The organism is Spirillospora sp. NPDC048823 (genome assembly GCF_043198445.1).
Taxonomy (GTDB): domain Bacteria; phylum Actinomycetota; class Actinomycetes; order Streptosporangiales; family Streptosporangiaceae; genus Spirillospora.
In genome coordinates this window covers 107,948-130,204 of sequence record NZ_JBICUT010000008.1, presented here as the reverse complement: position 1 = coordinate 130,204, position 22,257 = coordinate 107,948, and the positions used below count along the sequence as shown (strand labels likewise).

At 73.7% G+C, this 22,257-nt stretch carries 21 protein-coding genes; 16 read left to right on the top strand and 5 right to left on the bottom strand.

Going from position 1 to position 22,257, the window contains the following annotated elements; translation table 11 throughout:
* The first annotated feature begins 15 nt into the window (after positions 1-15).
* The 9 genes from ACGFK0_RS20160 to ACGFK0_RS20120 are packed head-to-tail and all read left to right on the top strand — an operon-like array spanning position 16 to position 7,165.
* Positions 16-795, top strand: a complete 780-nt coding sequence (locus ACGFK0_RS20160) for a CoA transferase subunit A (RefSeq protein WP_392906723.1) — start codon at positions 16-18, stop codon at positions 793-795.
* Complete coding sequence (locus tag ACGFK0_RS20155; RefSeq protein ID WP_392906722.1) at positions 795-1,475, top strand: CoA transferase subunit B; 681 nt, start codon at positions 795-797, stop codon at positions 1,473-1,475. The genes ACGFK0_RS20160 and ACGFK0_RS20155 overlap by 1 nt, the downstream gene beginning before the upstream one ends.
* Complete coding sequence (gene pcaH, locus ACGFK0_RS20150; RefSeq protein WP_392906721.1) at positions 1,472-2,137, top strand: protocatechuate 3,4-dioxygenase subunit beta; 666 nt, start codon at positions 1,472-1,474, stop codon at positions 2,135-2,137. Before ACGFK0_RS20155 ends, pcaH begins: the two co-directional genes overlap by 4 nt.
* The gene (gene pcaG / locus ACGFK0_RS20145; protein WP_392906719.1) at positions 2,137-2,703 is read left to right on the top strand and encodes a protocatechuate 3,4-dioxygenase subunit alpha; all 567 of its coding nucleotides are present in this window, start codon (positions 2,137-2,139) and stop codon (positions 2,701-2,703) included. The genes pcaH and pcaG overlap by 1 nt, the downstream gene beginning before the upstream one ends.
* Positions 2,693-3,904, top strand: coding sequence for a 3-carboxy-cis,cis-muconate cycloisomerase (gene pcaB, locus ACGFK0_RS20140; RefSeq protein WP_392906717.1), 1,212 nt, complete (start codon positions 2,693-2,695; stop codon positions 3,902-3,904). Before pcaG ends, pcaB begins: the two co-directional genes overlap by 11 nt.
* The gene (gene pcaD, locus ACGFK0_RS20135) at positions 3,901-4,695 is read left to right on the top strand and encodes a 3-oxoadipate enol-lactonase (RefSeq protein ID WP_392906715.1); all 795 of its coding nucleotides are present in this window, start codon (positions 3,901-3,903) and stop codon (positions 4,693-4,695) included. Before pcaB ends, pcaD begins: the two co-directional genes overlap by 4 nt.
* Complete coding sequence (gene pcaC / locus ACGFK0_RS20130; protein ID WP_392906714.1) at positions 4,692-5,096, top strand: 4-carboxymuconolactone decarboxylase; 405 nt, start codon at positions 4,692-4,694, stop codon at positions 5,094-5,096. The genes pcaD and pcaC overlap by 4 nt, the downstream gene beginning before the upstream one ends.
* Positions 5,097-5,125: 29 nt before the next feature.
* Positions 5,126-5,953, top strand: coding sequence for an IclR family transcriptional regulator (locus tag ACGFK0_RS20125; protein WP_392906712.1), 828 nt, complete (start codon positions 5,126-5,128; stop codon positions 5,951-5,953).
* A gap of 54 nt (positions 5,954-6,007) precedes the next feature.
* Positions 6,008-7,165, top strand: coding sequence for a 4-hydroxybenzoate 3-monooxygenase (locus ACGFK0_RS20120; RefSeq protein ID WP_392906711.1), 1,158 nt, complete (start codon positions 6,008-6,010; stop codon positions 7,163-7,165).
* Positions 7,166-7,203: 38 nt separating this feature from the next.
* Here ACGFK0_RS20120 and cphA read toward each other — a convergent pair whose 3' ends face one another.
* A complete protein-coding gene (gene cphA, locus ACGFK0_RS20115; RefSeq protein ID WP_392906710.1) occupies positions 7,204-9,843 on the bottom strand; it encodes a cyanophycin synthetase in 2,640 nt (879 codons plus the stop codon).
* 2 nt (positions 9,844-9,845) lie between these two features.
* The gene (locus tag ACGFK0_RS20110; RefSeq protein WP_392906709.1) at positions 9,846-10,682 is read right to left on the bottom strand and encodes a cyanophycinase; all 837 of its coding nucleotides are present in this window, start codon (positions 10,680-10,682) and stop codon (positions 9,846-9,848) included.
* Between the two features lie 91 nt (positions 10,683-10,773).
* On the opposite strand from ACGFK0_RS20110, the gene ACGFK0_RS20105 reads away from it, so the two are divergent.
* Positions 10,774-11,442, top strand: a complete 669-nt coding sequence (locus ACGFK0_RS20105; RefSeq protein ID WP_392906707.1) for a QsdR family transcriptional regulator — start codon at positions 10,774-10,776, stop codon at positions 11,440-11,442.
* Positions 11,443-11,535: 93 nt separating this feature from the next.
* The gene (locus ACGFK0_RS20100) at positions 11,536-12,903 is read left to right on the top strand and encodes an ABC1 kinase family protein (protein WP_392906706.1); all 1,368 of its coding nucleotides are present in this window, start codon (positions 11,536-11,538) and stop codon (positions 12,901-12,903) included.
* A gap of 32 nt (positions 12,904-12,935) precedes the next feature.
* Here the strand turns inward: ACGFK0_RS20100 and ACGFK0_RS20095 are convergent, their stop codons facing one another.
* Positions 12,936-13,781, bottom strand: coding sequence for a siderophore-interacting protein (locus ACGFK0_RS20095; protein WP_392906705.1), 846 nt, complete (start codon positions 13,779-13,781; stop codon positions 12,936-12,938).
* A gap of 114 nt (positions 13,782-13,895) precedes the next feature.
* On the bottom strand, positions 13,896-15,068 hold the full coding sequence (locus ACGFK0_RS20090; RefSeq protein ID WP_392906704.1) for a serine hydrolase domain-containing protein: 1,173 nt from the start codon (positions 15,066-15,068) through the stop codon (positions 13,896-13,898).
* 218 nt (positions 15,069-15,286) lie between these two features.
* On the opposite strand from ACGFK0_RS20090, the gene ACGFK0_RS20085 reads away from it, so the two are divergent.
* From ACGFK0_RS20085 to ACGFK0_RS20065, 5 genes are all read left to right on the top strand, one after another.
* Positions 15,287-16,060, top strand: coding sequence for a cyclase family protein (locus ACGFK0_RS20085; RefSeq protein ID WP_392906702.1), 774 nt, complete (start codon positions 15,287-15,289; stop codon positions 16,058-16,060).
* Positions 16,057-17,739, top strand: a complete 1,683-nt coding sequence (locus ACGFK0_RS20080) for a thiamine pyrophosphate-binding protein (RefSeq protein WP_392906700.1) — start codon at positions 16,057-16,059, stop codon at positions 17,737-17,739. The genes ACGFK0_RS20085 and ACGFK0_RS20080 overlap by 4 nt, the downstream gene beginning before the upstream one ends.
* Positions 17,740-18,036: 297 nt before the next feature.
* Entirely contained in the window at positions 18,037-18,882 is an 846-nt protein-coding gene (locus ACGFK0_RS20075) for an MIP/aquaporin family protein (protein WP_392906699.1), read from the top strand.
* A gap of 36 nt (positions 18,883-18,918) precedes the next feature.
* The gene (glpK, locus tag ACGFK0_RS20070) at positions 18,919-20,436 is read left to right on the top strand and encodes a glycerol kinase GlpK (RefSeq protein WP_392906698.1); all 1,518 of its coding nucleotides are present in this window, start codon (positions 18,919-18,921) and stop codon (positions 20,434-20,436) included.
* Between the two features lie 114 nt (positions 20,437-20,550).
* Positions 20,551-21,417, top strand: coding sequence for a trypsin-like serine peptidase (locus ACGFK0_RS20065; RefSeq protein WP_392906697.1), 867 nt, complete (start codon positions 20,551-20,553; stop codon positions 21,415-21,417).
* A gap of 24 nt (positions 21,418-21,441) precedes the next feature.
* On the opposite strand, the gene ACGFK0_RS20060 is transcribed toward ACGFK0_RS20065, so the two are convergent.
* Positions 21,442-22,233, bottom strand: coding sequence for a SigB/SigF/SigG family RNA polymerase sigma factor (locus tag ACGFK0_RS20060; protein ID WP_392906696.1), 792 nt, complete (start codon positions 22,231-22,233; stop codon positions 21,442-21,444).
* Positions 22,234-22,257 lie beyond the last annotated feature (24 nt).

Here is a 22,257-nt window from a genome sequence, read left to right as displayed (position 1 = left end):
GGGAATGGGAGGCACATGGACAAGGTCGTGGCGTCGGCGGCGGAGGCCGTCGCCGGCATCGGCGACGGGTCATCGCTGGCCGTCGGCGGGTTCGGGCTCTGCGGGGTTCCCACCGTTCTGATCGGCGCCCTGCACGAGCGCGGCGCGTCGGACCTGAAAATCGTCTCGAACAACTGCGGACTGGACGGCCGGGGACTCGGGCAGCTGCTGGCGGCGGGCCGCATCGCCCGCGCCATGGGCTCCTACGTCGGGGCGAACAAGGAGTTCGCCCGCCAGTACCTCGCGGGTGAGATCGAGGTCGAGCTGATGCCGCAGGGCACGCTCGCCGAGCGGCTGCGCGCGGGCGGCGCCGGCATCCCGGCGTTCTTCACCCCCGCCGGCGTCGGCACGATGGTCGCCGACGGCGGGCTTCCGTGGCGGTACGCGCCGGACGGCACGGTCGCGGTCGCCTCGCCCGCCAAAGAGGTCCGCGAGTTCGGCGGCCGGGAGTACGTGCTGGAGGAGAGCATCACCACCGACTTCGCCCTCGTCCGCGCGGCGCTCGGCGACCGGCACGGCAACCTCGTGTTCGACAAGGCCGCCCGCAACTTCAACCCGCTGGCCGCCATGGCCGGCCGCGTCACCCTCGCCGAGGTCGAGCGGCTCGTCGAACCCGGCGAGATCGACCCCGACGCCGTGCACCTGCCGGGCGTGTTCGTGCAGCGCGTGCTGGAGCTGACGCCGGAGCAGGCCGCCGACAAGCCCATCGAGCTGCGGACGGTCCGCGACGACGCCGGCGGGGAAGGGGACGGCTGATGGCCTGGTCAAGGAACGAGATCGCCGCCCGCGCCGCGGCCGAGCTGCCCGACGGCGCCTACGTCAACCTCGGCATCGGCCTGCCCACGCTGATCCCGGACTTCATGCCGGAGGGCCGGCACGTGACGCTGCACGCCGAGAACGGCGTCCTCGGCGTCGGCCCGTACCCCACCGAGGACGAGGTCGACCCCGACCTGATCAACGCGGGCAAGGAGACGGTGACCGCGCTGCCCGGCGCGGCGTGCTTCGACTCGTCGCTGTCGTTCGGCATGATCCGCGGCGGCCACATCGACATCGCGGTCCTCGGCGCCATGCAGGTCTCGGCGCGCGGCGACCTGGCCAACTGGTCCGTCCCCGGCAAGATGATCAAGGGGATGGGCGGGGCGATGGACCTCGTGCACGGCGCCCGCAAGCTGATCGTCGTGATGAGCCACACCACCCGCGACGGCGAGCCCAAGATCCTCGACGAGTGCACGCTGCCGCTGACCGGCAGGGAGTGCGTCGACCAGATCATCACCGACCTCGGCGTCCTGGACGTCACCGCCGGCGGCCTCGTGCTCGTCGAGACCGCCCCCGGCGTCAGCGCGGAGGAGATCCGCGCGGCGACCGGCCCGCAACTGACCGAGCGGCGGACGGCGGAGCCGGTCGAGCGCGTCGCGGCAGAAGGGAACAGCGCATGACGCACCCCCCGTACCTGTCCCCGGGCTACAAGAGCACCGTGCTCCGGGCCCCCGCACAGGAACTGATCATGCCGAAGCTCGGCCCGGACAGCGTGGAGCTGACCTCGCCGGTCTTCGGGCACCAGGAGCTCGGCCGGCTGGACGAGGACCTCACCGTCCAGCATCCCGGCGAGCCGCTCGGCGAGCGGATCATCGTGACCGGCCGGGTGCTCGACGGCGCCGGCCGCCCGGTGCGGGGCGCGCTGGTCGAGGTCTGGCAGGCGAACGCGGCGGGGCGGTACGCCCACCTCGGCGACATCCACCCGGCGCCGCTCGACCCGAACTTCACCGGCGCCGGCCGGTGCCTCACCGGCGACGACGGCCGCTACCGGTTCGTCACGATCAAGCCGGGCGCGTATCCGTGGCGCAACCACCACAACGCCTGGCGGCCCGCGCACATCCACTTCTCGGTGTTCGGGACGGCGTTCACGCAGCGGCTCATCACCCAGATGTACTTCCCGGGCGACCCGCTGTTCGCCTTCGACCCGATCTTCCAGTCGATCCCGGACGAGCGGGACCGGGACAAGCTGATCTCCCGGTTCGACATGGACACCACCGAGCCGGAGTGGGCGCTCGGCTACCAGTGGGACATCGTCCTCGGCGACACCCCGATGGAGGCCTGATGAGCATCTCGTCCCAGAACGGCGGCTCCGGGTGCACGCCGTCGCAGACCGTCGGCCCGTTCTTCGGCTACGCCCTGCCGTACGAGGCCGGCCCGCAGGTCGTGCCGGGCTGGCGGCCGGACGCGATCGACGTGCGCGGGCGGGTCCTGGACGGCGCGGGCGAGCCGGTGCCGGACGCGCTGCTGGAGATCTGGCAGGCCGACGAGGCGGGCGAGATCCCGCGGCGGCCGGGCGGCATCGTCCGGAACGGGCACGACTTCTCCGGGTTCGGCCGCTGCGCCACCGACGGGGACGGCGGCTACTGGTTCACCACCGTCAAGCCCGGCGCGGTCGGCGGGGCCGCGCCCTACATCGCCGTCCTGGTGTTCGCCCGCGGCCTGCTCAAGCCCGTCTTCACCCGGCTGTACTTCCCCGAGGACGAGCCCGCCCACGCCGCCGACCCGCTCCTCGGCGCGGTCCCGGCCGGGCGGCGCGCGACCCTGATCGCCGAACGCGAAGGGGAGCGCGGGTACCGTTTCGACATCCACCTGCAGGGGGAGCGGGAGACGGTCTTCCTTGGTTTCTGACGAACGCGGCCCGGCGCCCGGTGCGCCGGCGCCGGACGCCGTGTCGCCGGACGCGGGCCTGCTGTCGCCCGTCCGCGCGGGGACGGCGGCGGAGGCCGCGACGGGCGACCTGGCCTACCTGACGGCGATGCTGGACGCCGAGGCCGCCCTCGCCCGGGCGCAGGCCCGCCTCGGGATCGTCCCCGGGGACGCGGCCGAGGCGATCGGCGCCGCCGCCGACGCGGGCCGGTTCGACCTGGTGGACGTGGCCCGCCGGGCGCGCGGCTCCGGCAACCCCGTCGTGCCGCTGGTCGCGGACCTGCGGGTCCTCGCCGGACCGGCCGGTGCGCACGTCCACAAGGGCGCCACCAGCCAGGACATCGCCGACACCGGCGCCATGCTCGTCGCGGCCCGGACCAGGCGCGTCGTCCTCGCCCATCTCGACCGGGCACTGGACGCGCTGGCCGGGCTCGCGGCGCGGTACCGCGACACCCCGATGGCGGCCCGCACGCTCGGCCGGCAGGCGCTGCCGACGACGTTCGGCGCGAAGGCCGCGAACTGGCTGATGGGCTGCCTGGAGGCCCGCGAGCGGCTGGCGGCGGTGGAGCTGCCGGCGCAGCTCGGCGGCCCGGCCGGAACCCTGGACGCCTTCGGCGACCGGGCCCTCGACGTGGTGGCGGCGTTCGCGGAGGAGACGGGGCTGGCCCGCCCGATCCTGCCGTGGCACACCCGCCGCACGCCGGTCGTTGACCTGGCGGCGGCGCTGGCGCTGACCGCCGGGGCGCTCGGCAAGATCGCCACGGACGTGTGGCTGCTGTCGCAGAGCGAGGTCGCCGAGGTCGCCGAGGCCGCCGGGGCGGGCAGAGGCGGCTCGTCGTCCATGCCGCACAAGCGCAACCCGGCGCTGTCCACCCTGATCCGCTCGGCCGCGCTGCAGGTCCCCGCGCAGGTGCAGATACTGCTCGCCGCGCAGGCGGCGCCGCACGAGCGGCCGGCGGGGGAGTGGCACGCCGAGTGGCAGCCGCTGCGCGAATGCCTCCGCCTCACCGGCGGCGCCGCGGAGACGGCCGCCGAACTGCTCGACGGCCTGGAGGTGTCGGCGGAGCCGATGCGGGCCGGCCTCGATGATCTGCTGGACGTGCTCGGCGGCGATCCGGGGCCCGGCGCCGCCGCCGCCCTCGTCGGCCGGGCCCTCGACGCCTACCGGAGGAGCCGCGCGTGACCGCGCCTTCAGGACCGGGCGGAACACCGCCGCACCACCGCCTGGACGGCCCGGCGGACGCGCCCGTCGTCGTCCTCGGCCCGTCCCTCGGGACGTCCATGGACCTGTGGCTGCCGCAGCTGCCCGCGCTGACCCGCTCCTGGCGGGTCCTGCGCTACGACCTGCCCGGCCACGGCGCCGCCCCGCCGCCGGACGGACCGTTCACCGTCGAGGACCTCGCGGGCGGGATCGTCGCCCTGCTGGACGACCTCGGCGTCGCCCGCGCCGCCTACGCGGGCGTGTCCCTCGGCGGCGCCGTCGGCACGGCCCTCGCGCTCCGCGCCCCGGACCGCGTCGGGAGCCTCGTCCTGTGCTGCACGTCCCCCCGCTTCGGCGATTCGGGGCCCTGGCGCGAGCGGGCGGCCCTCGTCCGCCGCGACGGCGTCGGGCCGGTGGCCGAGACGGCGGCGGGACGCTGGTTCACCCCCGCCTTCACCGGCGCGGAACCGTACGTGGCGATGCTCCGCGCGACCGACCCCGAGGGGTACGCGGCGTGCTGCGACGCCCTGGCGCGGTTCGACGCGACCGGGCGGCTCGGCGGCGTCTCCGCCCCGACCCTGGTGATCGCCGGGGCGCAGGACGGGCCGACACCGCCCGGCGGCCACGCGGACCGGCTGGCCGAGGGCATCCCGGACGCGCGCCTGACCGTCGTCGACGGCGCCGGGCATCTCGCCGGCGTCGAACGGCCGGGTCCGGTCACGGACGCGATCACCGCGCATCTGGACCGCACATGGAAGGGAACCGGCCGATGAGCCAGGAGACCACCGGCGAGGAGACCACCGGCGCCGGGCGGCACGCGCAGGGCATGAAGACCCGCCGGGAGGTCCTCGGCGACGCCCACGTCGACCGCGCCGAGGCCGGCAAGGACGACTTCACCTCCGACTTCCAGGACATGATCACCCGGTACGCGTGGGGGGAGATCTGGAGCCGGCCCGGCCTGGACCGCAGGACCCGCAGCTGCATCACCCTGACCGCGATGGTCGCGGGCGGCCATCTGGAGGAACTGGCGATGCACGTGCGGGCCGCGCTCCGCAACGGGCTGACGCGCGACGAGATCAAGGAGGTGCTCCTGCAGACGGCGATCTATTGTGGGGTGCCCGCAGCGAACTCGGCGTTCGCCGTCGCCCAGCGGGTACTCACCGAGCAGGAGTGACGGGCACGAGCCCGGGCGGAGGGGCTCACATGGGAGGTCGCAGGGCGGCGGGCGGCGGCGCGGGCGGTGCGCGGCCGGTCAGTGTGGCCGGCAAGGTGATGGCCATCCTGAACGCGTTCGCGCAGGGCGGTGTCCGCCTCAACCTGAGCGAGATCTGCCGCCGCTCCGGCCTGCCCCTGGCGACCGGGCACCGCCTCGTCGGCGAGCTCGCCGAGGGCGGCTTCCTGGAGCGGGTGCCGGACGGCACGTACCGCATCGGGACCCGGCTCTGGCGGATCGGGAGCCAGGCCCCGGCGGTCATGGGCCTGCGCGAGCTGGCGCTCCCGCACATGGAGGACCTGTACGAGGCGACCCACGACAACGTCCAGCTCGGCGTGCTGCGCGACGACCACGTCCTGATCGTCGAGCGGCTGCGCGGGACGCGGTCGGTGCCGGTCGTGACGCAGGTCGGCGCGATGCTCCCGCTGCACACCACCGGCGTCGGGAAGGTGCTGCTGGCCTACGCCCCGCCGGAGGTCAGGGAGAAGGTCCTGGCCGGGGAGCTGGCCCGGCACGCCGTGCGCTCCATCACCGACCCGGAGGAGCTGCGGCGCGGCCTGGAGCGGGTCCGCCGCGCCGGCTACGCGCTGACCCGCGACGAGATGACGCTGGGCGCGTCGTCCGTCGGCGCCCCGGTGCGCGACGGGGCCGGGGACGTGGTCGCGGCGATGTCGCTGGTGGCCGGCACACGCGGCGCCGACCTGCGGCGGCTGCTGCCGCCGCTGACGACGGCGGTGCGGGCGCTGTCCCGGGACGTGGCGGCGCACTGGGGCGGACATCCCGACATGTTTTCCGCTGAGCGGAACACCGGCGCCTGAACCTGCGGCGATGCGCGCGAGCATCGCTGGGTCAACCGACGACGAGGAGGCTCGATGCGTACCCAGGTCGCGATCATCGGCGGCGGTCCCGCGGGGCTGCTGCTGTCCCACCTGCTCCACCTGCAGGGGATCGACTCGGTGGTCCTGGAGAGCCGGGACCGCGACTATGTGGAGCATCGGCAGCGGGCCGGGATGCTGGAGCAGGGCACGACCGACGTGCTGCGCGAGAGCGGCGCCGGCGAGCGGCTCGACCGGGAGGGCCTCGTCCACCACGGGCTGGAGCTGCGGTTCGGCGGCGCGGGCCACCGCATCCCGCTGACCGACCTGACCGGCCGCACGGTGACCGTCTACGCGCAGACCGAGATCGTCAAGGACCTCGTCGCCAGGCGCCTCGCGGACGGCGGCGACGTGCGTTTCGAGGCGGAGGTCGTCGCGCTGGACGCGTCCGCGCCGAGCGTGACGTTCCGCAGCGGCGGCGAGACGCACACCCTCGACTGCGAGTACATCGCCGGCTGCGACGGCTTCCACGGCGTCAGCCGCCCGGCGGTGCCGGGACTGCGGACGTTCTCCCGCGACTACCCGTTCGCCTGGCTGGGGATCCTCGCCGACGTCGCCCCGTCCACCGAGGAGCTGATCTACGCCAACCACGACCGCGGCTTCGCGCTGCACAGCCTCCGCTCGCCCAAGGTCAGCCGCCTGTACCTGCAGGTGCCCCCGGACGAGGACCTCGCCGGGTGGTCCGACGCCCGCATCTGGGACGAGCTGGCGGCGCGGTTCGCGACCGACGACGGGTGGAAGCTGCACGAGGGCCCGATCACCGACAGGTCGATCACGCCGATGCGCAGCTTCGTGGCGGAGCCGATGCGCCACGACCGGCTGTTCCTCGCCGGGGACGCCGCGCACATCGTCCCGCCGACCGGGGCGAAGGGCCTCAACCTCGCCGTCTCCGACGTGATCGTCCTGGCGCGGGCGTTCGCCGAGCGGTACGCGTCGGGGTCGCGGACGCTGCTCGACGGCTACTCCGACGCGTGCCTGCGCCGCGTGTGGCGGGCCGAGCACTTTTCGTACTGGATGACGCACCTGCTGCACACCGACCCGGCCGCGAGCGACTACGAGCGGCGGCTTCAGCGCTCCCACCTGGACTACGTGGTCTCGTCCGAGGCCGCCGCGACGTCGCTGGCGGAGAACTACGCCGGCCTGCCCATCGCCTAGCGGCGGGTCCGGCGCCCGGCCGACGGCGGGTCCGGCGCTCAGCCGCCCGGCCGCGCCCCCAGCGTGTCGAGCAGCTCGGTGACCGGCTGCAGCTTCTCGTACAGCAGCAGGACGGGTTCGCCCGGCTCCGCCATGTCCAGCGCCGACGTCACCGCCCCCTTCAGGTCGCCCGCCGGATGGTGCCGCACGTCCGGGCGGCCCTCCCGCAGCCCCTGGACGATCAGGCGGGTCATCTCGCCCGAGCGGCGGCCGCGCAGGTCCTCGTCCTCGTAGACGACGACGCGCCCGAACGTCCCGGACACGGCCCGCGCGGTCTCGGTCACCAGCTCGTCGGGCCGGTCGCCCGGCAGGGTGACCGCGGCGACGCCCCCGGCGCCCCAGCGCCGCTCGACGAACGCGCCCATCGCCGCGACCGCCGCCGGGTTGTGCGCGTAGTCGACCACGACGGGATTGTCGCCGACCTGGTACACGCAACCCCGCCCGGGATTGCGGGTGTGCGGGTCGAACGTGCGCAGCGCGCGTGCGAGCACGTCCACCGGGACGTGGAGCGCGCGGGCGGCGGCCGCCGCGGCGAGCGCGTCGGCGACGACATGGGCGGCGTGCCCGCCGAACGAGCCCGCGACCTCGTCCGCGGGCAGGATCCGGGTCCGGCGGTCGCCGCGCGCCTCGGTCAGCCAGCCGTGGTGCACGTAGTAGCCCATGCCGCCGTCCCGCAGATGCTCCACGAGGACGGGCTCGTCCGGGGCGAGCGAGAAGTAGCGCAGCACCGGGTCGCGGCGCCGGACCGCGGGACGCGCCGCCAGCGCCGCCGTCGGCGGGTCCGCGGCGTTGAGGACGAGATGCCCGCCGCGCTTGATCTCCTCGGCGACCAGCGCCTTGATGTCGGCCAGGTCGTCGATGTCCTCGGTGCCGTCCGTGCCGAGATGGTCGCGGGTGATGTTGGTGACGACGGCGACATCGGCGCGTTCGTAGCCGAGGCCGCGCCGCACGATCCCGCCCCGCGCGGTCTCCAGCACGGCCGCCTCCACCGAGCGGTCGCCCAGCACCATCTCCGCGGAACGCGGGCCGGACGCGTCGGACAGGTGGACGAGCCGCCGCCCCACGTACACGCCCTCGGTGCCGGTCATGCCGGTCCGCCGGCCGTCCAGCTCCAGCATGTGCGCGATCATCCGGACGGTGGTGGTCTTGCCGTTGGTGCCCGTCACCGACACGACCGGGACCCGCGACGGCGTCCCCGGCGGATACATCAGGTCGATGATGTCGCCGGCGACGTCCCGCCCCGCCCCCTCGTGCGGCGCGAGGTGCATGCGCAGGCCCGGGGCGGCGTTGACCTCCAGGATCCCGGCGGCGCCGCGGTCGGCGGGCGGCGGGCACCCGATGTCGGGCAGCCGCAGGTCGATCCCGCACACGTCCATGCCGACGGTCGCGGCGGCCCGCACGCACATCTCCGCGACGTCGGCGTGCACGCCGCCGGTCACGTCGCGGCTGGTGCCGCCGGTGGACAGGTTCGCGTTGCGGCGCAGCCACACCCGCTCCCCGGCGGCGGGCACGGATCCGGGCCCGTGGCCCTGCCGCGCCAGCAGCGCCCGCTCGGTGGGGCCGAGCACCAGCCGGGTCAGCGGCCGGTCGTGGCCCTCGCCGCGCGCCGGGTCGGCGTTGACCCGCTCCACCAGACCGGCGACGGTGGCGGCCCCGTCGCCGGTGACGCACGCGGCGGTCAGCTCCGCCGCCGCCGCGACCCGTCCGCCGACGACCAGGACCCGGTAGTCCCGGCCCGGGATGTAGGACTCCACGAGGACCTCGCCGTCGTCCCCGGCCGCGGACGCGAACGCGGCCACGACCTCCGGCGCGCTGGTCAGCTCGATGTGGACGCCCTCCCCCTGGTGCCCGGCCAGCGGCTTGACCACCACGGGCCCGCCGATGTCGCGCAGCGCCTCGAGTGCCTCCGCCGGCGACGCCGCGACCCGCCCCGCGGGGACGGGCAGGCCCGCGTCGGCGAGCACCCGGTGCGCGAGCCGCTTGTCGCCTGCCAGCTCCATCCCGATCGCGGACGTGCCGTCGGTCATCGCCGCCCACACGGTCCGGCGGTACCGCCCGTACCCGAGGCGCAGCAGGTTCAGGTCGCCGACGCGGCGGACCGGCACGCCCCGGCGCCGCGCCGCCCGGCCCAGCGCCGCGGTGCTCACGCCGAGCCGCCCGCTCTCGTGCTCGGCGGCGACGCGGGCCAGGTCGGCGGACGGGTCGGGCACCCGCCCGGCGAGCGCCCCCGTGACGGCCCGTACGGCGAGCGTGATCAGCTGCTCCACCACCGTGCTGCCGGCCGGCTCGTCCCGCGGGCACTCCAGGATCACGTCGTAGTCGCCGGGACCGCCCGCGCGGACGGTGCGCCCGAAGAACACCTCGCGGCCGATGAGCCCGGACAGCTCCAGCGTGACGTGCTCGGTGACATGGCCGAAATAGGTGCCGCGCGCCATCGCGTCCAGCAGGCCCCCGGGCCGGCCCGCCGAGCAGTGGTGCGTCGCCAGGCCCGGCAGCGCCTCCAGCAGCCGCCCGGCGAACCCGGGATGGTCGGTGGTCTCGTGTCCGGTGAGGCCCTGCAGGTCGAGCCGGGCGATCGCGACGGGACGCGACAGATAGACGTTCGGGCCGCTCAGGCGGCGCACATGGTCGAGGCGCACCGCTACTCCTCCTCCGCCGGGCCGCGCATGTTGCCGATCTCCGGAAGCTTGTCGTTCATCTGGAACGCGCAGCCGGCCGGCAGCAGATGCAGCGACACGTCGAACATCGCCATCGGCTCGTCGTCGGAGGCGGCATAGGCGACGGTGGACTGCCCGGCGTCCACGACCGTGACCACCCCCGTCCCGACGACGTCGAAACGGCCGTCGCCCACCACGATCGCCGTGTCCTCGTCGATCCCCACGCCCAGCAGCCGGGTGTCGAGCGCTATCCCGCTCATCAGCCTCGGCAGCCGCCCCCGCTCGTTGAAATGCATGTCGATCAGCACGTTGTCGAGCAGCGCGAGCCCCGGGCCGACCTTCACGCTGGACGCGGCGACCTCGTGGCCGTGGCCGCCGAGGATCATCCAGTGGCCCATGGCGGTCGCGCCCGCGCTGGTCCCCGCGATGACCAGGCCCTCCTGGTCGAGCCGCCGCTTGAGCAGCTCGTTGGTCTTGGAACCCACCAGGGTCCGGATCCGGGACTGGTCGCCGCCGCTGAACAGCACCCCCGTCGCCGCGTCCAGCGCCCGCAGCGTCGCGGCGCCGTCGGCCGCGGCCCGGCCCAGCAGCCGCAGTTCCCGGACCGACGACACCCCGAGCCGGCCGAACACGGCGGTGTACTCCTCGGCGACCTCCTCCGGTACCTCGGTCGCCGTCGTCACGACCACGACCCGCGCGTCCTCGCCGCCCGACAGCTCGACGAAGGTCTCCAGCGCCCCGGACCCGCAGGTCCGGTTCTCCGCCCCACCGATGATCAGCAGCCGGCCCTTGCGTCCGGCACCCCCATGTCTCTCTTTCACATCTGCTAGCTACCCCTGATCACCCCCGGTAGTCTTTCGACCGCGAGGAGCCATGTGCGGGGCCGGATGTGCGCTGTGCCATGCTGTGCGGATGAGCGGTATCCCCGTTCCCCCGGACGTCCCCGCCCGGCGTCCGCGCGGGCCGTCCGCCCGGCCGCCGGGGCCCGCCGCCGCGCTCGACGCGGCGTCCGCGCACTACCTGCGCGGAGAGCCGATCGACATGTCGGCGCTGGCCGCTGAGCTGGGCGTCGGACGCGCGACCCTGTACCGGTGGGTGGGCAGCCGTGAACAGCTCCTCGGCGCGGTCCTCGGCGAGATGACCGAGCGCACCTACCGCTTCGCCGCGCGCGGCGTGGGCGGCGCCGGCCCGGACCGTATCCTCATGCTCCTCGACCGGTTCATGCACGCAGTGGTGGAGGCCGAGCCGCTCAAGGCCTTCACCGAACGCGAACCCCGGCTGTTCATCCGGCTGGCCACCATGCCGGGCACCATCGAGGACCGCGCCACAGAGCTGCTGACCAAGGAGCTGCAGGCCGAGATCGACCGCGGCGAGATGCGCGTCCCGCTGCCGACCCGGACCCTCGCGCAGGCGATCGTCCGGCTCTCCGACTCGTTCATGTACGCGCACTACCTGGGCGGGAACCGGCCGGAGATCGACCAGGCCCTGGAGGTCGTCGAGCTGCTGCTGCGCCCGTGCGCGGGCGTCCCGCCGGGCGCCGGCGGAACGGCCGGGGAATCTCCGGGCCCGCCTGAACGCTGAACTCTTTGACAGGGAATGACCATTTGGTGGCGTTCCCTCGCCATGAGAGGCTTCAGTCATCAGACCTATCGTCGGACAAGGGACGGTCAGGCCGTGAGCGACATTCCCCGCCGCGCGGTGACGCGGACCGCCAAGCTGGCGACCCTGCCGCTCGGCTTCGCCGGGCGCACCGCCCTCGGATTCGGGAAGCGGACGATCGGGCGCCCCGCCGAGGCCGTCGCTCTGGAGGTCCAGCGCCGCACCGCCGAGCAGCTGTTCGCGGTGCTCGGCGAGCTCAAGGGCGGCGCCATGAAGGTCGGGCAGCTGCTGTCGATCTTCGAGGCCGGGCTGCCCGAGGAGGTCGCCGGGCCGTTCCGCGCCAGCCTGACGCGGCTCCAGGAGGCCGCGCCCCCGATGCCCGCCGCCACCACCCACCGCGTCCTCGCCGAGGGCCTGGGCGACGACTGGCGCGAGAAGTTCACCGAGTTCGACGACAGGCCGGCCGCCGCGGCGTCCATCGGCCAGGTCCACAAGGCCGTCTGGCACGACGGGCGGACCGTCGCGGTCAAAGTCCAGTATCCCGGCGCCGCCCGGGCGCTGATGAGCGACTTCAACCAGATCTCCCGCGTCAGCAGGCTCTTCACGCCGCTGTTCCCCGGCGTCGAGGTCAAGCCCGTCATCGCCGACCTCAAGCGGCGGCTGGAGAAGGAACTCGACTACGTCGACGAGGCCCGCGCCCAGACCGCCTTCCACGACGCCTACGCCGGCGACCCCGACTACGTCGTCCCCGCCGTCGTCACCCAGTCGGGCAACGTGCTGGTCACCGAATGGCTGGGCGGCACACCGCTCGCCAAGGTCATCGCCGAGGGCGACCAGGAGCGCCGCGACCGCGCCGGCCTGCTGCTGTTCCGCTTCCTGCTCTCCGGGCCGTCCCGCTGCGAGATGATCCACATCGATCCGCACCCGGGCAACTTCCGGCTGCTGGACGACGGCCGGCTCGGCGTCATGGACTTCGGCGGCGCCGCCCGCGTCCCGGCCGAGCTGCAGTGGTCGATCGGGCGGCTGACCCGCATCGGGACGCTCGGCGACCCCGACGAGATCGTCGAGGCCCTCCACGAGGAGGGGTTCCTGGTGCCGGACGCCGACGTCGACCCCGAGGAGGTCGCCGACTTCATCGGGCCGCACGCCGCCCCGTTCGCCGTGGAGCGCTTCCGGTACTCCCGCGAGTGGATGCGCGAGCAGACCGCGCACGGCCTCGGCGTCGCCTCCGACATGCGCCCCGGCGCGCTCGCCCGCCAGTTCCGGCTGCCGCCCCAGTACCTGGCCGTCAGCCGCGCCCTGACCGGATGCGGCGGGGTGCTGTGCCAGCTTGAGGCCGAAGGCGCGTTCCGAGCCGAGGTCGAGCGCTGGCTCCCCGGCTTCACCGCCGACGGCGGACCCGACGCCGACGGGACCGAGGAGCCCGAACAGGCCACCGCCTGACCCGGCCGCCTCGGGAGCGGCTCAGGGCGGGATCAGGCGAGCGCCTGCGCCTCCTCTTCCTCGACCCGGCGGTTCCAGTCGCCCTTCGTCGTCTGCCAGCCGTCCTCGTCGCGGCCGCGCCGCCAGTACCCGGAGATCGACAGCCGCTCCATCGGCAGACCGCGCTCCACCCGCAGATGCCGCCGCAGCGCCTTGACGAAGTTCGCCTCGCCGTGGACGAACGCGTGCACCTCCCCGTCGGGGAACTCCAGTTTCTCGACCGCCTCGACCAGCAGGTCCCCGACCTGCCCGCCGCCCCGGTGCAGCCACACGACGTCCGCGTCCCCCGGAGTGGGCAGCTCCTGCTCCTCCTCGGGCCCGGCGACCTCGATGAACACGCGGGCGGGGGCGCCCTCCGGGATCCGCTCCAGCGAGGCGGCGATCGCCGGCAGCGCGCTCTCGTCCCCGGCGAGCAGGTGCCAGCCGGCGTCGGGGCGGGGCGCGTAGGCGCCGCCCGGCCCCGTGAACAGGATCTCCTCGCCCGGCCGGACGCCCGCCGCCCACGGGCCCGCGAGGCCCTTGTCGCCGTGGTGGACGAAGTCGATGGTCAGCTCCACCGCCTCGGCGTCCCACGCCCGGACGGTGTAGGTCCGGGTGGCGGGCCACTGCTCACGCGGCAGCTCCGCGCGGACCCGCTCCAAGTCGAACGGCTCGGGATAGTCAACGCCCGGCCGCGGGAACTGCAGCTTCACGTAGTGGTCGGTGAACTCGCCCGCGCCGAAACCGGTGAGGTCCTCACCGCCGATGACCACGCGGATCATGTGCGGGGTGAGGCGTTCGGTGCGCAGTACCGTCCCCCGGTTGAGCCTGCGTCCCTTGCGCGCCGGTTCCGTCGCCATGCGGTTCCTCCCGATGATGTGGATCACACTTAGGTAAGCCTAACCGCCGGAGACGCCCGGGTTGTTCCCGGCCGCGGGGGCGGCGGAGCGGACGCCGCCCCCGCGGCCGGGCGGTCAGTGCGCCGAGGCCGGCCGGGCCGTGCGCGTCCGCGCGACCTCGGCGGCGACCGCCTCGAACGCGGCGTCCGTCTCGTCCGCGCCGAGAACGGTGAAGAGCGTCGACTTGACGATGACGACGTCGTACCGGGGCGAGACCCAGATCTGCTGGCCGCCGAGGCCGTTGGCGGAGAAGCCGCCGTCCTCGCCGAGCCACCACTGCAGGCCGTACCCCTGGTTGAACGGCGCCGACGGACGCGTCGACTCCGTCACCCACGAGGCCGGGACGACCTGCCGCCCGTCGGCCTTCCCGCCGTTCAGGTACAGGAGGCCGAACCGCGCGAAGTCGCGGTCGGTGGCGTAGTAGCAGCAGTACCCCATGCTGTTGCCGTTGGAGTCGTTGCCGAGGTAGGCCTTGGACGCCATCCCGGCCGGCCCCCAGATCTTCTCCTGGACGTAGGAGTGGTACGGGACCCCGGTCGCTTCGGCGACGACCCAGGCGAGGACGAACGTGTTCATGCTCGTGTACTCGAACCTCGTCCCCGGCTCCCAGCCGCGCTTCTGCTGCCGGGCCAGCTCGGTGAGCGGATACCCGAGGCTCGCGGCGACATGCACGAAGGGGACGTCGGACGTCTCGTCCCAGTCGATGCCCGACGACATCCGCAGCAGGTCCCGCAGCGAGACGCCGTCGAACCCCGAGCCCGCCAGGCGGGGGACGTAGCGGGTGACGGGGTCGTCGATCGAGTCGATGAAGCCCTCGCCGAGCGCGATGCCGACGGCCGCCGACGTGAACGACTTCGCCATCGACCACGACTGGAAGAGGCTGTCCTCGCCGGAGGCGACGTAGCGCTCGAAGACGATGTCGCTGCCGTCCAGGACGACGAAGCCCTGCGTTCCCGTGCGGGCGAGGTAGTCGTCCAGCGTGCGCTTCTGGCCCTCGAATGTGTAGGTCACCGAGAGAGGGCGGTACGCCTCGCGCAGTTCGACCGGGTCGGGCGAGGGGACCAGCGGATCGAAGCCGGCCCGGTGTCCCGTGACGGCGGCGGACGGCGGTGCGGGCGGCGGCGGAGTCAGGGCGGCGTGTGCGGGGAGGGCGGCGTGTGCGGGGGGAGCGGCGTGTCCGAGGGGGACGGCCAGGGCGGCCGTCAGGGCGGCTGCGGTGAGCGTGAGCGTCCAGGGCCTTCGGCGCATGCGGGCCTCCGTGGGGGCGGTGTCGACCGGGGTTCCGCCCCGATGGTGACCGCGCGGCGACGCTGCGTCCATGTGGTCATGCAACGAAATCCGGACCCGGACGTGAGCATGAACAATGGGCATGCGGCCTGGCCGGGGTGACCCTCCGAACAGGCGCATCTGCGATACGTTCATGACACCCCGCGACCGTCAGCCGCCCCCGCGCCGCCGGAGGACCGATGTCCGTGCTCAACCAGTTGCTCACCGCCGTCGCCGACGGCTCGGTGGAGATCGTCGACCTGACCGCTCCGCTGTCGGAGCGGACGCCGATCCTCCGGCTGCCGGAGCCGTTCGCCAACACCGTCCCGTTCCGGCTGGAGGAGATCAGCCGGTACGACGACCGCGGGCCCGCCTGGTACTGGAACGACATCGTCACCGGCGAGCACGTCGGCACCCACTTCGACGCGCCCGTGCACTGGGCCTCCGGCCGCGACGGCGAGGACGTCTCGCAGGTGCCGCCCGGCAGGCTGGTCGCCCCGGCCGTCGTGCTGGACGCGTCCGTGCGGGCCGCCGGCGACCCCGACTTCCTGCTGGAGATCGATCACGTCCGCGACTGGGAGAAGACGCACGGGCCGCTCCCGGACGGCGGCTGGCTCCTCTACCGGACGGGCTGGGACGCGCGGTCCGGCGACCAGGACACCTTCCTCAACGCCGACGAGAACGGCCCGCACACGCCGGGGATCTCGGCCGAGTGCGCGCGGTGGCTCGCCGAGGAGACCCCCGTCATCGGGCTCGGCGTGGAGACCGTCGGCACCGACGCGGGCGGCGCCCACGCCTTCGACCCGCCGTTCCCGTGCCACTCCTACTTCCTCGGCGCCGGCAAGTACGGGCTCACCCAGCTGCAGAACCTCGACCGGCTCCCCGCCCGCGGCGCCGTGCTGCTCGCCTCGCCGCTGCCGATCGTCGGCGGCTCGGGCAGCCCCGCCCGCGTGCTCGCGCTGATCGAAGGATGAACGTCGCGGAGGCCGTGGGGGAGGCGCTCACGCGGCTCGGCGCCGACACCGTCTTCGGGGTCGTCGGCAGCGGCAACTTCCACGTCACCAACGCGCTCGTCGCGAACGGCGCCCGGTTCGTCGCCGCGCGGCACGAGGCCGGGGCCGCCACGATGGCCGACGCGTACGCGCGGGTGAGCGGCGGCCTCGGCGTGGTGTCGCTCCACCAGGGGCCCGGCCTCACCAACGCGGTCACCGGCATCGCCGAGGCGGCCAAGAGCCGCACTCCGCTGCTGGTGGTCGCGGGCGAGGTGGCCGCGGCCGCGGTCCGCTCCAACTTCCGCGTCGACCAGGCGGCCATCGCCGCGGCGGTCGGGGCCGTCCCCGAGCGGGTCCACTCCCCGCGGACGGCGCTGGCCGACGTGGCCCGCGCGTGCCGCACGGCGGTCGCCGAGCGCCGGACGGTGCTGCTCGGCCTGCCGCTGGACATCCAGGCGGCCGAGCATCCGGACCGCGCCGAGGAGCGCCCGCCCGCCGGGGAGCGGCCGAGGGTGGCGCCGCTGCCGGTGCCGCCGCCGGCCGCGATCGCCCGGCTGGCCGACGCGCTGCAGGCCGCGGAGCGGCCGGTGTTCATCGCCGGGCGGGGCGCGCGGCTGTCGGCGGCCCGCGAGGCCCTCGCCGAGCTGGCCGGGCGCTGCGGTGCGCTGCCCGCGACGTCCGCCGTCGCGCGCGGCCTGTTCGCCGGTGACCCGTTCGCCCTCGATGTCAGCGGCGGTTTCGCCACCCCCGCCGCCGCCGACCTGATCCGCGGCGCCGACCTGGTCGTCGGCTGGGGCTGCTCGCTGAACATGTGGACGACCCGGCACGGCGCCCTCATCGCCCGGGGCGCGAAGGTCGTGCAGGTCGACGTGGACGCCCGGGCGCTCGGCGCGCACCATCCCGTCGACCTCGGCCTCATCGGCGACGCCGCCGAGACCGCGCGGGCCGTCACCGCCGAGCTGGACGCGCGCGGCCACGCCGCCTCCGGCTACCGCACACCGGAGGTGGCCGAACGGCTCGCGCGGGAGGGACGCTGGCAGGACGTCCCCTACGAGGAGCACCGCGACGGCAAGGACGGCGCCGACGGGCCGCGGATCGACCCGCGGACACTGTCCATCGCCCTGGACGGGATGCTGCCGGGCGAACGCACCGTCGCCGTCGACTCCGGCAATTTCATGGGCTACCCGGCGATGTTCCTGGACGTTCCCGACGCGGACGCGCTCGTGTTCACCCAGGCGTTCCAGTCGATCGGGCTCGGCCTCGCCACCGCGATCGGCGCGGCGGTGGCCCGTCCCGACCGGCTGACCGTCGCCGCGCTCGGCGACGGCGGCGCGCTGATGTCGGTCGCGGAGCTGGAGACCGCCGTCCGGCTCGCGCTGGGCCTGCTCGTGGTCGTCTACGACGACGAGGCGTACGGGGCGGAGGTGCACCACTTCGGCCCGGGCGGGCACCCGCTCGACACGGTCACGTTCCCGCCGGCGGATCTGGCCGCGATCGGCCGCGGTTTCGGCTGCGCGTCTGCGACCGTCCGGCGGCGCGAGGACCTGGCGGCGGTGGCCGACTGGCTGGCGGGCCCGCGCGACCGCCCGATGGTCGTGGACGCCAAGGTCACCCGTGCCCGGCCGGCCTGGTGGCTGGAGGAGGCGTTCCGAGGCCACTGACGATCCTCAAGCGGACCTCGCCGACCGGATGATGGCGGGCGGGGGCTGGAGGACGGTGGGCCGAGCGGAGCTCGTCCTTTGAACGGTGGCGGGCGGGGGTTGGAGGACGGTGGGCCGAGCGGACGGTGTAAGGGCGTATTCCCTGGGGAAGATCACGCTCGCGATCGTTCCGCCGGGGGTGGTGATGGACCGTACAGAGTGCCGACATTGTCATCATGTGGTGGTTGACCCGTTTTGTCCGACGAACATACGTTCGCGGCGACTGTGCCTTACGTCACACACCCCTGAGGAGGAGAGATGACGCGAGGGCCGAAGGTCCCCGAGCTCGCCAGGGAGATGGCCGCGGAGTTCGCCGGCACGATGATCCTGATCCTGTTCGGCGTGGGCGTCGTCGCCCAGGTCATCGCGGGGAGCGGGCTCGGAGACCCCCAGAGCCTCGGCGACCACGACAGCATCGCCTGGGCCTGGGGCATCGGCGTGACGCTGGGCGTGTACGTGTCCGCCCGCATCAGCGGCGGGCACATCAATCCCGCCGTCACGGTCGCCCTCGCGGTCTTCAAGGGCTTCCCCTGGCGCAAGGTGCTCCCGTACTCCATCGCCCAGACGCTCGGGGCCTTCGTCGGCGCGCTCATCGTCCGGTGGAACTACAGCGAGATCCTGCAGAAGTTCGACCCCGGCCTGACGGACAAGACGCACATCGTCTTCTCCACCATGCCCGGCAACGGGACCCTGCCGATCGGGACCTGGGGGGCGTTCAGGGACCAGGTGATCGGCACCGCGATCCTGCTGTTCCTCGTGCTGGCCCTCACCGACCTGCGCAACGCGCCGCCGCTGGCCAACATGGCGCCGCTCATCATCGGGCTCATCGTGGTGGCGATCGGGATGGCGTTCGGCTCCGCCGCCGGGTACGCGATCAACCCGGCCCGCGACCTCGGTCCGCGGCTGGTCCAGTTCCTCACGGGCTACGAGACCCCATGGGACGACCAGTACGGGAACCTGTACTTCTGGGTGCCGATCGTCGCACCGGTCATCGGCGCCGTGATCGGCGCCGGTCTCTACATCCTGCTCGTCGGGCGCAACATCCCCGACGAGGAGGAGGGCACCGAGGTCACCGAGCCCAAGCCGGAGTACGACGTTTCCTGACGGGGCCGCCCCGCCGGTTGAAGGGAGAACCCACGCATGGCCGACTTCGTCGGAGCGCTCGACCAGGGCACCACGAGCACCCGCTTCATGATCTTCGATCACGGCGGCAACGAGGTCGCCCGCCATCAGCTCGAACACGAGCAGATCCTGCCGCAGGCGGGCTGGGTGGAGCACAACCCCACCGAGATCTGGGAACGGACCCGCGCCGTCATCCAGTCCGCGATGCACCGGGCGAACCTGGACCACACCGATCTGGCCGCGTTGGGCATCACCAACCAGCGCGAGACGACGGTGGTGTGGAACAGGCGGACCGGCCGCCCGTACTACAACGCGATCGTCTGGCAGGACACCCGCACCGACCGCATCGCCTCCGCGCTCGAACGGGACGGCAGGGGCGAGACGATCCGGCACCGCGCCGGCCTGCCGCCCGCGACGTACTTCTCGGGCGGCAAGGTCCAGTGGATCCTGGAGAACGTCGAGGGCGTCCGCGAGGCCGCCGAGAACGGCGACGCGATCTTCGGCAACATCGACACGTGGGTGCTGTGGAACCTCACGGGCGGGACGGACGGCGGCGTGCACGTCACCGACCCGACCAACGCCAGCCGCACCATGCTCATGGACCTGGAGACCCTCGACTGGGACGACCAGCTGCTGTCGTTCTTCGGCATCCCGCGCCGGATGCTGCCGCAGATCAAGCCGTCCTCCGCGCCCGAGCCGTACGGGACGACCCGCGCGGACGGCCCGCTCGGCGGCGAGGTCCCGCTCACGGGGATCCTCGGCGACCAGCAGGCCGCGACGGTCGGGCAGGTGTGCTTCGCGCCCGGCGAGGCCAAGAACACCTACGGCACCGGCAACTTCCTCCTGCTCAACACCGGTGAGGAGCTGGTCAGGTCGAAGGCGGGGATGCTCACCACCGTCTGCTACAAGTTCGGTGACCATGCTCCCGTGTACGCGCTGGAGGGGTCGATCGCGGTGACGGGGTCGGCGGTGCAATGGCTGCGCGACCAGCTCGGCATCATCTCCGGCGCCGCCCAGAGCGAAGCCCTGGCCCGCCAGGTCGACGACAACGGCGGCGTCTACTTCGTCCCCGCCTTCTCCGGCCTGTTCGCCCCCTACTGGCGCTCGGACGCCCGCGGCGCCATCGTCGGACTCTCACGCTTCAACACCAACGCCCACCTCGCCCGCGCCACCCTCGAATCCATCTGCTACCAATCCCGCGACGTCGTCGAAGCCATGCGCGAGGACTCCGGCGTCACCCTGGACGTCCTCAAAGTCGACGGCGGCGTCACCGCCAACGAACTGTGCATGCAGATGCAGGCCGACATCCTCGGCGTCCCCGTCTCCCGCCCCGTCGTCGCCGAAACCACCGCACTGGGCGCCGCCTACGCCGCCGGCCTGGCCACCGGCTTCTGGAACACCACCGACGAACTCCGCCAGAACTGGAACGAAGACCGCCGCTGGAACCCCACCTGGACCGACGAACAACGCCGAACCGGCTACGCCGGCTGGAAGAAGGCCGTCGAACGCACCTACGGCTGGGTGGACGTGGACTGAGGGAAACCAGGCGGCGGGCCCCCTTCTTTCGCGGGCGGAGATGATCTAGCATCCGGCCGGACAGCGCCGTCACCGGCCGGTGCCCCGCCACCGGCCCCGCCCGAGAGGATCCCCATGACAGGACGACGCCTCGCCGCAGCAGCCCTCGCCGCCGTCACCGGCGCCGCGACCCTCGCCCTCGCCGGCGCCGGTGCGGCGCAGGCCGCGCCCGCCGGCCCGGCGGCGCCCGCCCCGCACAAGCCCAGGGCGGAGGTCGACTTCACCGGCATCGTCGCGCTCAGCAACTGCTCGGGGTCCCTCGTGCGCGGGCCGCGGTCCCGCGACACCGACGCGGCGCTGGTCCTGACGAACGGCCACTGCCTGGAGACGGGCATGCCCGAGGCCGGCGAGGTCATCGTGGACCAGGCGTCGTCGCGGACGTTCACGCTCCTCGACCGGACGGGGAAGAAGGAACTGGGTTCCCTGCGGGCCACCAAGGTCGAGTACGCCACGATGACCGACACCGACGTGACGGTCTACCGGCTCGGCGCCACCTACGCCGACATCCAGCGGCGGTACGGCATCCCGGCGCTGCGCCTGTCGCCGGCCAGGCCGCACGACGGCACCGAGATCCGGGTCGTGTCGGGCTACTGGAAGAAGATCTACGGCTGCAAGATCGACGACACCGTCCACCGGCTGCGCGAGGCGGGCTGGACCTGGAAGAACTCCATCCGGTACACGCCCGAGTGCGACACCATCGGCGGCACGTCCGGCTCCCCGATCATCGACGTGGGGACGCGCCGCGTCGTCGGGGTCAACAACACCGGCAACGAGGACGGGGAGCGCTGCACGCTCAACAACCCGTGCGAGGTCGGCCCGGACGGCGAGATCACCGTCCGCCACGGCATCAACTACGGGCAGCAGACGTACCTGCTCGCCCGCTGCCTCGGCAAGGGCAACGACGTCGTACTGGACGGTGCGTGCGCCCTTCCCAGGCCCTGACCGGGACCGTCGGGAGCCGTCCCGTCACCGTTCCGCCAGCAGCCCGGCGCGGAGCCGGTCCAGGGTGGCGCGGAGCAGCCGCGAGACGTGCATCTGGGACAGGCCGATCTGCTCGGCGATCTGCGTCTGCGTCTTGTTGCCGAAGAACCGCAGCAGCAGGATCGTCCGCTCGCGTTCGGGCAGTTCGTCGATCAGCGGGCCGAGCGCGTGGCCGTCGATGAAGCTGTCGAGCGCCGGGTCGTCCGCCCCGAGGTACTCGCCGACCGTGCCGCTGTCGCCGCTCGGCGAGCCGTCGGCGGGCGCCTCCAGGGACAGCGGGCGGTAGGCGTCGCAGGCGATGATGACCTCGACGGTCTCCTCCTCGGTGATGCCCATGAGCGCGGAGACCTCCGCCGTGGTGGGGGAGCGGCCGTGCTCGCGGGTGTACTCCTGCATGGTGCGCTGCAGGACCGGACGCAGCTCCTGGATGCGGCGCGACACCCGGATTCCCCACGTCTTGTCGCGGAAGTGCCGCTTCACCTCCCCGGTCACCACCGGGTAGGCGTAGGTGACGAACCGGTCGCCGATGCCGGGGTCGAACCGGTTGATGGCCTTGACCAGCCCCAGGTAGGCGACCTGCTGGAGGTCGTCGATGGGTTCCCCGCGGTTGGCGTACCGGCGGGCCACGCCGCGGACGAGGGCGGCGTGCATGTCGACGATGCGCGCCCGGAGCCGTTCTCGCCGGGGATCGTCCTCCGGGAGCCGGTTCATCTCCGCCAGCAGGGTCTCGGCTTGTCCGTCGTTGAACCGGGTGGTGGTGGACTGCGCCGACGTCATGCGGGTCGTCTCCCTTCCGAAGAG